We start from the raw sequence: 13,438 nt of genomic DNA on the forward strand, positions 1-13,438 counted from the left end.
GGTCAAAGCAGTACTCACTGACTCATCCTCAACGGTTTCAAGTATGGGAAGGGGTTTATTTGCTGTGTCATTTCGGTTGTGGGTTTTAACGGTGAAAAGCTCGACTTCTTTCTTAACATCTTCATTAATATAATCGAGTGTCATTGAAAGTAAACAGTCATGCATCTAAGTACCCCTTATTTAAATGATAATTGTACATGCAGTTGCAGCGCGGAGAAAAAGGAACAGTAATGTCGCTCTTTCTAAGGGAATGAATATTAAATATTCGTGACTTATTGACATCACAACCCGTAAATGCGCAGCGGCCATCTCCTGTCAAAGTCAGTATGTATTGCTTGAGTTCCCTCATAAGGTAGTAGAAATCCAGTTCATCAGTTTTGGCAAGAGGGCAAGGAATGTTGTAATTGCTGTTGATATAGTCAATCACACTGGAAAAGCTATTGTTTTTACTATTATGATCCGAGAAAACTCTCTCATTTATGTAATCGTGTAAACATAAAATACAGGGCTGCAAAATTTTCTTTGTGTAAGAATGACTGATAACAAAATGATCGGCTATCTGGAAAAGGAAAATTACCACGCAATTGGGATTAATGGCATTCAGAATTTTTTCGATTCCCTCAGTCGTTGACTCATTGATATAGTCTATAAAGTATATTTTATTTACGTCACTGTTAATCCTGTCAAGAAGATTTCCCTTGTCAATAATGGAACTTCTGTCAAAAAGCGCGGTAACAATTGTTAAAGGCATGCTTCCTGATGTCACAAAACAGGGTTCAGGAACCGCAAATCCTTGTCGTAATTCAATTAATATCATCGTTTCTTCGGTGAGATAAAGAATTACGTCCTCTATGCTGAAGTCTCTGCTACCGTGTGTCTCCCAAAGATCATTTAACTTTTTATCGTCTGTAAAAGAAACGCCATCCAGAATTCTGAGCAACCTAATCATACTGTCATTATCGACAATAAAAATTCCCTTTTGGCTGTGTAATATTGTCTCTTCTACGGCGTAGGTTAAGCTATATGGTGCCTTGGTGTATTGCATTACCATCTTCCTTTTAACTGAACGGCCGTAGTTCATACGGCCGTGAGCAGAAAACAGAGTTAATATTTCAATGGTTATGCTTCTGAGCGAATACAGTTCGGACCTGCGCAGGTTGAGCAGTTTGCACAGTTTGCATTTGCACATGAAGTTGATAAATGATAAATCCCTTTTTTCATTGGGGATTTGAATGTGGCAAGTTTAGAGCCAAAAGATTTTTTTACTTTAGACATGGTTTATTCTCCATTAATCAAATGTTGATTTATCTCATTTAAAACGCCCTTGTCGAGCTTTTAAATTATCAATAATCATTTACGGTAATGCAATAGTTTTTTGTTTAAAATGTTCTGTATAAATTTAATATGCGTATTCCAGCCTATTCGATCACCATTTTGCATGGCCGCTCGATCACTGTTTTGCATCGGCTTTGTTGAATTTAATGAATTTCACGTAAGTGTTATACCCATCCTCTTTAGAATACGCTCACCCGCATCCTGAGGTATTTTCAATGATGTTATTTTATTAATCTCATGATTGAGGTCAAGCCCTTCTGTCAATGAAAAGTCACAATTTGAAAGATCATTGCGTCTGAATTCAGTATTAATGAAATCCGAACCAGAAAAGTCTGATCCCTGCAGATTGGTTTCTTCGAAAAGACAGTCATTAAAACTGCTTAAAAGGAAACTCGATTTCTGCAAGCGCAGACCAATAAAATCAACAAATCGCAACTTGCATTTGTTAAGTGAAAATGTACAGGGGAACATTATATCTGATACATTGATGCCCTGAAGTAAGCAGTTTTCAAACTCACAGTCTATAAGTTTGAAAAAATTTAAATTTATATTTCTGAATGAACAATTTATAAATCTGCACTGCTCAAATTCACATTCGCGAAAATTCATGCCGTCAAGTTGAATTTTGTTAAAAGTACAATAACTAAAATTCGTGCCGGAGATGTTATCTTCAGAAATTTGGCGCCTAGATATTTTTTTATTGTATACTTCCATAATTAAAATACCTTACTTTGTTAATTCTCTGAGGAAAGCTTGCTCAGGCGTGCTTTCGTTGTTGGTTTTCATAAAAGCGTTCATGTCTGAATGCCGACTGATACCAGATTTTGACAGCATGTAAAATGGAATTTCCCCTCTGGTGAGTTCGTCAAATATATGTGTGGAGAAAAAAACAGTTTTATCCTCACTGATTATTTTTGTGACAAGTTCCCACAGCATCATCCTGTACTGTATATCAATACCAACAGTCGGCTCATCAAGTAAAAAAAACGTGCGTTTTTACAAAGGGTAAGCATCAGAGATATTATAAGCCAACGCTTCTCTCCATAACTTACTGTATAAGTTCTTTTATGTCTGATTTTTTCATACCGGATAAAAAACTCATCGTTCCATTTTTCATTAAGTAGTGCCCACGCATGTTTTTTTGTGATTTTGTTAAAACAGCAAACAAGATCTAAAACTTCTTCACTCTTAAGAGTACCAGAAAGATTGATAATCTGCGGCAGACATACCATTTCAGCATCAGAAAAGTGACGTTTTACAGAGCCCTGATAGTTTTTTACCCCCCCCCTTATAATGTTGAAGAGTGTTGTTTTTCCCGCGCCATTCTCTCCAAGGAGGCCAATAAGCCTGCCCTGTTCAATTTCAAGGGATAGGTTGCTAAATACAGGATTTTGACCTTTGTATGAAAATTTAAGGTCTCGAATTTCAATAAGAGATTCCTTCATTGAGAACTCCACACCGGCTCTGTCCGGAATGTCATAGCTGAAACCAAGCTTAACATTAGCATCATGCCATAGAAGATAAATGTCAAAAGAGATAAGCTTTTTTTCAGCACCAAGAAGAGTTGAATATACGACAATCGGATTTATCTGGTTAAATATGTTGATAAACCCGTGGTCATATTTTAAAGAAACTATTCCAAATACCATGCATACTGTTATCAGCACAGAATAAATTGTACTTGCTGTCTGGAAGGTAATACGTAGTGATGACATAGCCGTCATAGAAATCATCATTAATGCATTTATGCACAACGTTTTAATAACCATAATTATCGTGAGAGTGTCAGGCTTAGCCTGAAAGCCCGCATAAACCACACCAACAAAAAAGCACACATATACAACGGACATCGTCAGAGAAGCTATTAACTGAGAGCGGATGAATAATAAACGTCCGGACATGTCGTGTACAAAAGTTGCTATAAACCCACTCTCTCTTCTACCTGTCAGATAAAGGCAATAATTAAAAAGAACAACAGAAAAAGAAATGTATCCCAGAAACCATGAAACCTGCCCACGGATCCATGACGAATCACCAGCATGAATCCCAATTTCATTGAAATGAAGGAAGAAGAATAGAACTGTAGGAGACATAATTGTCCAGACCAAGCTAAACGGCATTCTTATCTGTTCCAAGAAAAATATTGATGACATTTTAAATGTGGCCACTTGCTGTCCTTATGGAAATGGTACCATCACGGATTCTCTTTGCACTAACCCGATTCCCCGTTGATATATTTTATTATTGAAATTAAGTGAGCCTGAGCCATTCATATGCAGAAAAAAATCCGGACTGAGGATTTTCGTATACCATACAAGCCCTTCTCGCACTCTCTCTCTTGCATAGTAGACGAAAATATTATCTGAAATATTCTCGAGATATGAGTAAATGTCATGATTTTTTTCAAAAGGTCTAAGTCTGATACTAAACCTGAATTTTTTAAAATCGTGTTTTTACAAAGATCGAGATAAGTATCATAACTGTTACAGGACAAAAAATGACGTTGATAGCTGTCAATAATATCATTATCAGAATAGCCGCCATTAATAAAGTTATGGAGACAAATATATGATTGCCACAACTCTGTAACCGATTTAGATAACGCTTTTCTCAGATTTACTGAATAAGATAGTCCGGTGCTGTATTTTATCTCACTGTTTTTCCCTTTCGTGCCGTAAAGAGTCAGTATTGCGTGTCCTGGTGCTCCGGGAAGAGTAATGTCGAAGATCCTGAGCTCCCCTTCGACTCTGAGTGATGATAAGATTTCATCAACAAAGCTGATGCCGCTCACTATATCTTGAGAAATCTCAAAATTTGCCTTGCCGCTGAGCCAGTAGAGCAATAGAGACTGCCGCTCCATAAACTCATAAAGTGCGCCTTCTACAGCATTCTCCAAATTTCCGTGAAAACTGCAGCCACAGGTATCCCTGTCTGGATAAAATTCAAGATCTTGTGCAGCCGTTATGTTATCTAGAGCGACCAGAACCGCAGGAATTTCGATCTTATCAAGACTTAACAGGTTGTAAGCACGAACAGTTTTAAACTGGTGTTTTTTTACTCTGCTCTCACTCTTAGAGGATGTCTGCAATAAAGCTTCTGCAAAAGCACCTGCAGACTCAGGTGGCATCATCTCATAAAGTGTTTTTTCGGGACCCGCGACAATTTCATTGAAAAAGTGTCGCCGCTCAAAGTATTCCCCTATTGCTCCCTGTATGGATTTCATAGTTTCACCAGCTGCGCTGGCTGGTGTAATACGCTCATAATCCCATACCTGTGAAAAAGCAGGCATATTTCTATTTAGCTTAGGACTCATCACCATTGTGGCAGGCCAGGCTGACATGAGGTTGCTGTAAACATTAATCATCAGCGACATCTCCGAAAAATTGAATAATCACCGGGGCTGCTGTCCTCAAGTCGATGTTCATGGTCTTTGCCACATAGGTATCAGTAAATCCTGCCCAGACGCGATTCCTGAGACCAATCCGATCTGCGACCAGCCCGGCATTGTGATACATTGAACCTGTTTCCATTAATGCCATTCTGTAACCTCTGTATCTGTATTTGAACAGCGCTTTTTCAAATATGATGCAATAGACTAAAGCAAAATGAGGCCGGCCCAGTCGCTCAGCATCTCCTCCTGATAGACACCGGTAAAGCTCTTCCGTATCACCTACGGTAACGGGCTCTACTGCCCTACTTAGTGGAAGATAGTGATAAACGTTATTTCCTGAACGCCAGTTTTCAGTGTTTTCAGATAACCGGCACAAAAAAACCTCAATAGGATACTGGGCTCCACCAGAGGGATATGGACGCCTTACTGAAGCCAGATCATGTGGGCTGAATGCATTAAGAAGGAGTTTCTCGGTTTTCTTTAGAGCGAGTTTTTTTTTCATCGCAAAAAGCAATTCCTGATGGTAACCGGTCGTAACCAAAATTGCCGTCCATTGATATTTTTTCAGATAAATTAAAACCCGGTCTGAAAAGAATCTCTTTATTCTCAAATTTATCAAGCCTAGTAACTGGAACTGCAGATACAAATGTCCTGTCTGCGAATTCGGGAAGTGATGCAAAGTTGCCTTTTACATGAAAACTTTTTACATCATCAAGAACCTCAGGATCTGAATAATGTGTAACTTCTAGCAGTGAAAGTTCATGCTTAGACATTTATCTCTCCACGCAGTCACAAGCTTGCCAATGTATGACAGGTTCTTTATTTATAACGCAGGTAATGAGGTCTGTATTTATAGAAGACATGAATGTGTCCACATGGCTCTTGACCAGTGAAATGCCAATCAGTTCCTGGAGGCGACGTTTGATGAGATGCTGACTGAATCCCCTTTCTGAATTGCTCAGAGCCACGGCAGGCAGGGCTATTTGATGGTTTCTGAGTATTTGGAGAAGATTAGCCCAAGACATTTCGTTTCGCCTGAAGCTCTTTTCTTCTCTATTTAGCCATCGTTCAATGTGGCAGAAGTGGCAGGGTGTACCCAGTTCGGGGGAATAGACACCGTCTATCCGGAAACATTCTTTCAGATAGTAGCTTTGTATAAATCCTGCGCCAGTCGTCTTCTCAAATTTATTATATAGAGAGCTAATTATCTCTGGTTGATAATTCTCAAAATGGATCCAAGTAAGCGTATTAACTGGCATTTCAAATTCTGGAGCTTTTACATCCATTATCGCGTGAATATTAATGCCGTCTGCCTTCCACTGCTCCGAAATATCCTTAAAAAGGTGAGGGGTATCGCTAATTATCACCGCACTTTTCCAGAGAGATGAAGTGTTTGTCTGGTTTAATACACCGGTTGCAATAAGAAACTCTTTACCCCTTTCGACTTCAATTTTTTCTCTGCCCAGCAGCTCTTTGAGATTTAGCTCAGAAATTATCCCCCTGTTTTCGTTTAGCTTTTTAAGTACATTTTTCATTCCCTCATGCGCAACATCCACCGAGGATAGATATGTTATCAATAAGGTTTTATTCTTTCTGGATACGATTTCAAATGGCAGAATGTTCAGCATATTCATCCCTTTTTTTAAACAGGGAGCCTTTGGCCCCCTGAACGGTTACTTCAGCTCATCAGATATGTGATCCGCTTCCGCCACTTCCACCGTTTCCGCCACTGCAACCATTACTGCAGCCGCCACAGCCTCCGCCCTGACCACCAGAGCTACCGCCGCCACCGCCGCCTCCACTTCCACCACCTATTCCTACGCTTAGCGGGGACTGACGCGACATCTTAAGCGCATCAACGGACAGCACTACACCAAACTCATTAGCTTTTAATTCCATAACTACTCCTGTAATGAAAATTAATGCTTTGGTTAAGTCATGTATGTTGGCCAACACTGGTTTTTTGCCGTAATTAATTAATTTGATCAATGTAAATAAGTCGCGACTTTTATCTCTTGACTTTAAAATAAACCCAAATTTCATGCAGTTATGTTTTTCTGTGTGTTTATTACGCATAAAATTGTTACATAAAGTTATTCATTGAAATGTTTTTTTCGATAATTTTATTATTGGAGGGGAACTATTTGGTACCGGTATCAATTAGATTTACACCTATACTTGTTGAAGTTGGTCACGGATTTGAAGAATGATAAGTACTTAATATCGTCTTTAGTTAGGCGATTGATTATCCGGCTGCGCTTACACTGCACGTCTTCAAACCACCCTATCCTCATGCGCAGTTTGTCAAGCTGAAGCAGCGCGGTGAAACAGTCGCTGACGGGTTGGAACTCACGCCGTTGCGCATAGTCCCCTACTGGCCAGTAAACTACTGAGGTCTATACAAAAAAAGCTTGCCTTCAACGTTGTGGGCCAGGCTCGAGGTGCACGTTCATATGACCGAAACGGATGCAGTAACAATGCTGAAAAATATGTTAATCAGTACAAATTATAAAAATCATCAGTTGTGAACATATACCGGGATCACCATTCTAATGATTCAGTCATCCCGTATGAGCATTGAGCAACTAACGATCTGGCCACTTAATTACACTTAATACTCAGGAAAATCGATACTGACTAATCTGTGGACTCTCCATTCCACATAAATCATAGTCTTAGTCAGAGGGTGATGACTGCGCTGGAAGAGATAACGCCTCGCGTAGAACAGTATTCAATCGATGAGATGTTCTTGGCTCTGACTGGCATAGACGGATGCGAAGGATTTGAGCCTTTTGGCCGGCGGTTGCGCGCGCATGTTTTGTCCACAACAGGTCTGACAGTTGGGGGCGGCATGGGACTGACAAAACTTTAGCCAAATCAGCACAGTGGGCAAGCAAAGAGTGGCCGCAGTTTCGAGGAGTGCTCGCGCTGACGCAGGATACGCGAGATATTATTGAGGTGACCATGCGATCGCTCGACAGGTTCTGGCTAGATGGGCAACGTTACATGAAAGCGGGGGTTATGCTTGATGACTTCACGCCTGACGGCGTCAGCCAGTTAAACCTGTTTGATGAGGACAAGCCGCGGGCTAACAGCGCGAAACTTATGAAGGTCATGGACCGCATCAACCAGTCCGGGCTCGGGCACATGTGGTTTGCGCGTCAGGGATTCAGTAATGAGTGGCAGATGAAGCGGGAATTACTATCACCTGCCTGGACTACTCGCTGGAGTGATATTCCTCTGCCCGAATACTTTAGATTCGAGTTAAGTTTTGAGCTTAAGGATAATTTGATTCTTTTATTCAAGAGACCCGCTAGCGACGTCCGGAATTTGTTTCCACAAACGCGAGGTCCAAGTTTTTTTAAGATGCTCCGGATTAGAAGATGTATAAGTTGATTTAATAAAGCTCTCTTTGCTGTTCCCCCGAACTTCTAGCGTCAAACGGTCATCTACTGCCCAGTTCCGGCTCATACGATAGTAGCTGCCCGATTGTGCATCCCAGCTGGTGCCTTCCGAAATGGCTGATGCTGACCAGCCTGCATTTCCCTGACCGCTATTACGCGCGGCAGTGACATCGGTGTCCGATACAAAACCATAATGCAGTTTCAGGCGCACTGCAGCCGTATCGACAGGGACTGAAAGAGTGGCTGAGGTCCAATTCACAGAGTCACGCTGTGTCAATTCTGCGTTTTTACTAACAGGTTTTTGACTTTCAGGGTTTAAGAGCGAATTCAAATTGCCAATACCGAATTCGTTCAATGTGTTGTTGCCACAGCCTGAGAGCATTAACAGGAAAGTTGTGAGGGAGAAAGCAGTTAGCAATTTTTTCATTGTGTTGACCTTTAGGTTAGGGCTACCTGTAGCAGCCCGGAATTATCAGAATGTAAAGGTAAGCTGGGCAGCCGCTCCATATGTGCGGTCGGCGCCGGCCATACCTGTCAAGTCAAGATGCACGACGTTGAATGGTGAAATGCCAACACCGGCTGTAAAGACGTTATTCTCACCGTTTCGCATATCAGCCCGATAACCCGCGCGAAGCTTGGCCCAGTCCCAGGCATTGAGTTCGGCACCGATACCGGCATACTGTGCTTTTTCATCGGAGGCAAAGCCGCTGGCTGGGGTCAAATCAACATCTGTTGCCAGCGTGATGAAGCCATTGCTCCAGGAGGTACCAGCCGTGGCCTGCGGGCGGATTTGGAAAGTGTCTTGGAGACCATTCACTTCACGGGTGCTCACATTCCGTGAGACCAGGTTCTGTCCGGTCAGGCCCACCGTCCATTCAGGTGTCAGCTGCGCGGCTAAACCGATATCCATGTTGGCGCCACTTTCCGAGCGTTTCCATTCACCGCTGTGAAAGTCAGAAGTGCTGTAGTTATTAATGGCCACGTTATAGTTCCAGCTATCGACCAGCTGAAATTTTGGCGTGATCCCCACCGAAACCGGAGTGACGACCAGCGTGAACTGATGGGCCATGGCGAGGCCTTATTCACTAACCAGTGCCGCCACCCCTTCTGCACGAGAGGTCAGCTGGTCCAGATCGTCCTGCGTGGCCGAGAAAATGCCGGTCTGCGCGGCATCGAGATACTTCAGATCGTGATCGGTCACTACTGCACGGGCCTTTGCCTGTCCCCAGCCTTTCGCCACCAGGGCAAAGGGCAGCGTGTCGTTCGGAATGGCAATCACGGCCGACACGCCAGCGCTGGCGTGACCACTGTCACCTGAAACGTCCTGCAGAGATTTTTTGAGCGCTGCGGACTGTGCTGCACTGTTACCACTGCCGGCAGAGTCACTGAGGCGTTTCCAGTTGTCTTATACACGATCAAGGCCGTCCTGCAAGTTATCCGGATCGCTGACCTGTGCCCCGATGCCCGGAAGGATAATGCCCACATCGTCACTGGCATCATGGCGCGTCATCAGCGCCGGGTTGGCCAGCGCGGCCGCCGTGTAGCTGGATGAGGCCACGCCAGTACCGCCCATTGCGTCTTTACGCGCCTCGGTCCAGGAATCTGCTGCCTGAGCCGCCGGCAAAGCAGTCGCAAACAGCGCCAGTGTTATTCCGTGTGTAATTATGGATACTTTCATCATTTATTTTCTTTCATCGGTTATATTTTTGGGTAAAGCGAATCCCTGGTACTGACGCACCAATAAATAAGGGTAAATTCTGTTGCCGCCATTTAATAATGAGGGATGAAACAGCAATATATCGTTAAGAGTTAATCTTTTCCTTACGCCTGTGAGCTATTCAAGTGAGCGAGATTTTCCGGTCAACTAATTATTTTTTTCATTCCCAAGTCCACTGACAGTTAATACCCTTGTCTTTCTGTTCTTCAACAAAAGTTCTGAGTATTGAAAGCAATGAAACGGGTAATTCATTCCCTCGAATAAACTGAGTAAAGATATGCTCAGGTACTGATGCCGTTTCAATATCTCCCAGTCGGGATATTTCCCTTATCGTTTCGCAGAAAGTCAGAAAATCGTTTGTCTTATAATTATCTACAACCTCATGCGGAATAATGCCACTGCAGGTTACGACTCTCAGGGTTATTCTGTTAATCTGTTTCAGCTGACGGATAAAGACGACCGTTTCCATTTTACCGCCGATATGGTCAATACTACTGTCCTGACGAACAAGTGTAATGGCAGGAAGTACGGTTCCGGGGCAGACCTCAGGCAGGAGGCGATCTGCGACATCCTGCCAGCTGGTGAACGTCACCTGTTTGACAGTCTGTTTCTCAGCACCGTTAAGCCAGTCAGTAGACACGCCGAACCTGATGGATTACTGACGCCGTCAGATAGTCCAGCGTGCGCTCACGGCTCTCCAGTACGCTGAGCCCCATGTTCATCCCAGACAGCAGCGTGGCCACCCCGGTCACGCTCAGCCGGTGCGCGTCCATCAGCTGCAAGAAACGTTCATAAATCCGCGTTACCGTGGCCTGACGTGGGGCGAGCGTTTCCAGCATTATCCCCTCCATCAGAACGTTGACCAGTTCGGCGGTGGAAATACCCAGTCTCTGCTATACCCGCGAGATGAACTCCCGTACGGCAGGACGAAAGCTGATGGCCATGGGCGTGCCCGCTGTTTTTTTGCCTTCGACAAACTGTCGGACCAGCTGCTGCATTTCTTCATCCTGCTCCAGCGCAATACGGGAGAGGATGGTTGTCATAGTATTTCGCTTCATAAGTTCCCTGATGCTGGCTAACGTCATGATTTGACTTATGTCAGGCTCATCTGTAGCCGCTGTGATTACGTTACCTGGCTGTGCGGCACCTGTATAACGGATAAAATCGATCGTTCAGATCGAATACACGCATGTAGCCAGTGTGAGCTGCTGCGCAGGCCGGTGACAGGGGAAATTATTTCTGCCCATCAGAAGATTTTCGTTTCAGAACCAGCACAGGCCAGACACTTCGAAATTCCGTGCGCCAGCGCCATTGCCGGAAAAGGATTTCCAGCTGCATCACTGCCTTCCTGGCCGGGGTAAAGGGAATACTGTATGTCCGGCTGCGAACATCAAAGCCGCATTTCTCCAGGTGAGCCATCACCCTGCGGGCGCGGATGCCGGTCAGGAGATGGGAGGAGATGATGACGGTCTGGTGAGTTTGCAGCGCCTGACAGGCAGAAGTGTTAACGCTGTTCCAAAACTGGCCGACCTTCTCCGGCGTCAGATTCGTGGTGGGCTGCCAGGGAGCAAGATGCACCCAACCTCGCGTGCGTCTGTGGCTTATAAGCGTTAACGCCGGCCTGAACTGGCGTTCTACGCGGGCAAGTGGTTTCAGCATGAAAGGTATGCAGGCTAGCAGCGCCCAGACCGTGACAAAAACGCCATGTCTGCTGCCGCCAGTAAAGTTGCTGCTCATAAGACTGGAGAGGACCAGCCATGAAGTCAGAGTGATAAAGACAATCATCTGCTGCATAAATGAAACTCTGCACGATAGAAGGAAAGAGGGGACATTAGAACAGTAAGGTGAGTGGTTGACAGTCAGAAACCGTGAACCGGTTATGAAGATTTTTAGCAAGTGAGATTTCTGCTCCGGCTAATACCGGTTTTTTCATTGCAATTGTGGCAGGGGCTTTTAGCGTAACGTCATTTTATCAGGCTGAAACCTGAGGAGGTAACGGTGCGCGGACTAAACTGGTTAACAGGCAGGAACAGACAGCAAAACAGTGCTGATGCTTCGGCTGACTCTGATAACAGAGAGCAAATAAAGACATCAGAGGCGGGCTGGCATCCTGCCCAAAGCGCTGCAGCCTGTTTGGCATCAAGGGATCGACGTCAGCTCATCAAAGTATTGTCAGAAAACAGTCCGCTTTCGAAAACCGTAACAGACGCATGGTGGCTAAGTCCCCTTGAGCAGATGGCTGCCCGCGTTCAGGCGTGCCCGGCAGCATGGAACGGCCCCTTTTCAGGCCCCGGGGGATTTACCGACCTGAGTCTCACGGTGGCCACGCGCGCCGTCAGGCTGGTGCGCGGTATGATGCTGCCACCGGGAGCCTCGCCTGAAGAGCAGTCAGAGCAAGCCCCTGGCTGGGTTTGTGCTGTGTACTGGGCCGGACTATTTCATCACCTCAACTGGCTGTCGCAAATGGAAGGGGGGCTTGAGAACGGACGCGTCTGGTATCCGGGAATGAGTGTCCCCGACGTAGCCTGGCGGGTTCGTCCTGTGAAAAAAAAGGGGGGAGAGATGAGTGGTTTGTATATGGCTCTCAGCCTGCTGCCGGACGTCGGCATGCTGTGGCTGCAGCGCTGGCCAGTTCTGTCAGACAGCCTCCTGCTTTACCTGTCAGGAAGACGAAAGGAATCGGGGATACTAAACAGCATCATCAGTGATGTCATTATCAGCTGTGGCATGCCAGCAGGGCTCACCATGGCCGGAGTATTGTCATCTGAGTTGTCACCATCACCGGTGTCATCAGGATCAGATGATACGTCCCCAAAATTATATGAAACCGAAGCGATCCCGTTGTCCAGTCAGGGTACAGAAATCGCTAAATCAGTACCAATTGAAAGTGCGGTTGTTTCCTATAGTGCTCAGCACGTAGAAACGACAATGTCTGTAGCTGTGCCGCTACCTGAACTCAGGCTGGGGCTTGAATCTGCACTGAACAGGAAAGAAACAGAGGCCGAGCCTGAAGGGGAGATTTCGTCAGATGGAGCAGACCACCAGGCCTCTGCAGAAAACCTCATGTCAATGCTGGATCTGATGGCACATGGCCAGTCTCCAGCAGCGGGAGCGGTTCACTCCTTAACTCCCGGGTTGGCTCCTTCAACAGACGAGCTGCCTGCAGGTAAATCCTCGGACAGCGAAGCCCTCCCCGGGGAAATCTATCTGGAGTGGCTCAGGGACAGCGTTGAGGATGGCACGATAAGCGTTAATGAAAGAGACAGTGTTTTACATGTACTGGCGCAGTTTGTATTTCTGGTTTCTCCAAGCTGTTTTTACCGATACATGTCAGCAAAGGGTGAAGAAGCAGCTGATAAGGATCGGCTTCAGAAAAGCTTTGAGTCGCTGAGCATACATCATTCACGAAATGGTAAAGGGCTGTTCCATTACCATCAATACGATTCGCCGGATAAAAGCGGTCGTTTTACGAAAGTGTCAGGCTACATGATTAAAGCCGACATTATCTTCAAAAAAGGGTGCTGCCCTCCGGACAGCGTATGGCTTTCAGCCAGAAAATAACAAGCTTCAGACTAATTTACTAATGAGGGC

General features: G+C 45.0%; 14 protein-coding genes and 2 pseudogenes. 2 read left to right on the top strand and 14 right to left on the bottom strand.

The genetic code is table 11. From position 1 onward, the window contains the following. Positions 1-157: 157 nt before the first annotated feature. The 8 genes from PSSD_RS11940 to PSSD_RS26570 form a co-directional block, all read right to left on the bottom strand. The gene (locus tag PSSD_RS11940; protein ID WP_058972391.1) at positions 158-1,045 is read right to left on the bottom strand and encodes a hypothetical protein; all 888 of its coding nucleotides are present in this window, start codon (positions 1,043-1,045) and stop codon (positions 158-160) included. A gap of 443 nt (positions 1,046-1,488) precedes the next feature. Beyond that, positions 1,489-2,049, bottom strand: a complete 561-nt coding sequence (locus tag PSSD_RS11945) for a pentapeptide repeat-containing protein (protein ID WP_058972392.1) — start codon at positions 2,047-2,049, stop codon at positions 1,489-1,491. Positions 2,050-2,270: 221 nt separating this feature from the next. Continuing rightward, on the bottom strand, positions 2,271-3,503 hold the full coding sequence (locus PSSD_RS28415; RefSeq protein ID WP_304949833.1) for an ATP-binding cassette domain-containing protein: 1,233 nt from the start codon (positions 3,501-3,503) through the stop codon (positions 2,271-2,273). Between the two features lie 101 nt (positions 3,504-3,604). Further along, a complete protein-coding gene (locus PSSD_RS11960) occupies positions 3,605-4,708 on the bottom strand; it encodes a YcaO-like family protein (protein WP_235589220.1) in 1,104 nt (367 codons plus the stop codon). Then, a complete protein-coding gene (locus tag PSSD_RS11965) occupies positions 4,692-5,228 on the bottom strand; it encodes a SagB/ThcOx family dehydrogenase (RefSeq protein ID WP_235589221.1) in 537 nt (178 codons plus the stop codon). The genes PSSD_RS11960 and PSSD_RS11965 overlap by 17 nt, the downstream gene beginning before the upstream one ends. Continuing rightward, positions 5,182-5,499 carry a hypothetical protein gene (locus PSSD_RS28115; RefSeq protein ID WP_235589222.1) on the bottom strand — a complete coding sequence of 106 codons (318 nt, stop codon included), beginning with the start codon at positions 5,497-5,499 and terminating at the stop codon, positions 5,182-5,184. Before PSSD_RS28115 ends, PSSD_RS11965 begins: the two co-directional genes overlap by 47 nt. Continuing rightward, the gene (locus tag PSSD_RS11970) at positions 5,500-6,354 is read right to left on the bottom strand and encodes an McbB family protein (RefSeq protein ID WP_058972393.1); all 855 of its coding nucleotides are present in this window, start codon (positions 6,352-6,354) and stop codon (positions 5,500-5,502) included. It lies immediately after the preceding gene. A gap of 58 nt (positions 6,355-6,412) precedes the next feature. Further along, a complete protein-coding gene (locus tag PSSD_RS26570; RefSeq protein ID WP_072214973.1) occupies positions 6,413-6,625 on the bottom strand; it encodes a microcin B17 family TOMM in 213 nt (70 codons plus the stop codon). Between the two features lie 751 nt (positions 6,626-7,376). Between PSSD_RS26570 and PSSD_RS27160 the strand changes: the two are divergent. After that, positions 7,377-7,978 (top strand): annotated as a pseudogene (locus tag PSSD_RS27160) (DUF4113 domain-containing protein); the annotation flags it as partial. A 45-nt stretch (positions 7,979-8,023) separates the two neighbouring features. On the opposite strand, the gene PSSD_RS26580 reads toward PSSD_RS27160, so the two are convergent. From PSSD_RS26580 to PSSD_RS11995, 6 genes and pseudogenes are all read right to left on the bottom strand, one after another. After that, a complete protein-coding gene (locus PSSD_RS26580) occupies positions 8,024-8,557 on the bottom strand; it encodes a hypothetical protein (protein ID WP_072214975.1) in 534 nt (177 codons plus the stop codon). A 45-nt stretch (positions 8,558-8,602) separates the two neighbouring features. Next, positions 8,603-9,811: pseudogene (locus PSSD_RS11980) on the bottom strand (conjugal transfer protein TraF). A 196-nt stretch (positions 9,812-10,007) separates the two neighbouring features. Beyond that, positions 10,008-10,487, bottom strand: a complete 480-nt coding sequence (locus PSSD_RS11985) for a hypothetical protein (RefSeq protein WP_058972395.1) — start codon at positions 10,485-10,487, stop codon at positions 10,008-10,010. Beyond that, positions 10,477-10,686, bottom strand: coding sequence for a hypothetical protein (locus PSSD_RS11990; protein WP_058972396.1), 210 nt, complete (start codon positions 10,684-10,686; stop codon positions 10,477-10,479). Before PSSD_RS11990 ends, PSSD_RS11985 begins: the two co-directional genes overlap by 11 nt. A 54-nt stretch (positions 10,687-10,740) precedes the next feature. After that, a complete protein-coding gene (locus PSSD_RS27735) occupies positions 10,741-10,905 on the bottom strand; it encodes a hypothetical protein (protein ID WP_167347670.1) in 165 nt (54 codons plus the stop codon). 175 nt (positions 10,906-11,080) lie between these two features. Further along, complete coding sequence (locus PSSD_RS11995) at positions 11,081-11,641, bottom strand: hypothetical protein (RefSeq protein WP_058972397.1); 561 nt, start codon at positions 11,639-11,641, stop codon at positions 11,081-11,083. Positions 11,642-11,845: 204 nt separating this feature from the next. Between PSSD_RS11995 and PSSD_RS12000 the strand changes: the two genes are divergently transcribed. Beyond that, positions 11,846-13,408 carry a TraI domain-containing protein gene (locus tag PSSD_RS12000; protein WP_058972398.1) on the top strand — a complete coding sequence of 521 codons (1,563 nt, stop codon included), beginning with the start codon at positions 11,846-11,848 and terminating at the stop codon, positions 13,406-13,408. Positions 13,409-13,438 lie beyond the last annotated feature (30 nt).

This window comes from Type-D symbiont of Plautia stali (genome assembly GCF_001485335.1).
Lineage (GTDB): Bacteria > Pseudomonadota > Gammaproteobacteria > Enterobacterales > Enterobacteriaceae > Pantoea > Pantoea vagans_C.

Excerpts from the sequence above, each read along its gene's own strand:
- PSSD_RS11945 (WP_058972392.1), bottom strand. The coding sequence starts at position 2,049 with ATGGAAGTATACAATAAAAAAATATCTAGGCGCCAAATTTCTGAAGAT.
- PSSD_RS11995 (WP_058972397.1), bottom strand. The coding sequence starts at position 11,641 with ATGCAGCAGATGATTGTCTTTATCACTCTGACTTCATGGCTGGTCCTC.
- PSSD_RS11965 (WP_235589221.1), bottom strand. The coding sequence starts at position 5,228 with ATGAAAAAAAAACTCGCTCTAAAGAAAACCGAGAAACTCCTTCTTAAT.
- PSSD_RS11940 (WP_058972391.1), bottom strand. The coding sequence starts at position 1,045 with ATGCAATACACCAAGGCACCATATAGCTTAACCTACGCCGTAGAAGAG.
- PSSD_RS27735 (WP_167347670.1), bottom strand. The coding sequence starts at position 10,905 with ATGAAGCGAAATACTATGACAACCATCCTCTCCCGTATTGCGCTGGAG.
- PSSD_RS26570 (WP_072214973.1), bottom strand. The coding sequence starts at position 6,625 with ATGGAATTAAAAGCTAATGAGTTTGGTGTAGTGCTGTCCGTTGATGCG.
- PSSD_RS11970 (WP_058972393.1), bottom strand. The coding sequence starts at position 6,354 with ATGCTGAACATTCTGCCATTTGAAATCGTATCCAGAAAGAATAAAACC.
- PSSD_RS11960 (WP_235589220.1), bottom strand. The coding sequence starts at position 4,708 with ATGTCGCTGATGATTAATGTTTACAGCAACCTCATGTCAGCCTGGCCT.
- PSSD_RS28115 (WP_235589222.1), bottom strand. The coding sequence starts at position 5,499 with ATGTCTAAGCATGAACTTTCACTGCTAGAAGTTACACATTATTCAGAT.
- PSSD_RS11990 (WP_058972396.1), bottom strand. The coding sequence starts at position 10,686 with ATGCTGGAAACGCTCGCCCCACGTCAGGCCACGGTAACGCGGATTTAT.
- PSSD_RS26580 (WP_072214975.1), bottom strand. The coding sequence starts at position 8,557 with ATGAAAAAATTGCTAACTGCTTTCTCCCTCACAACTTTCCTGTTAATG.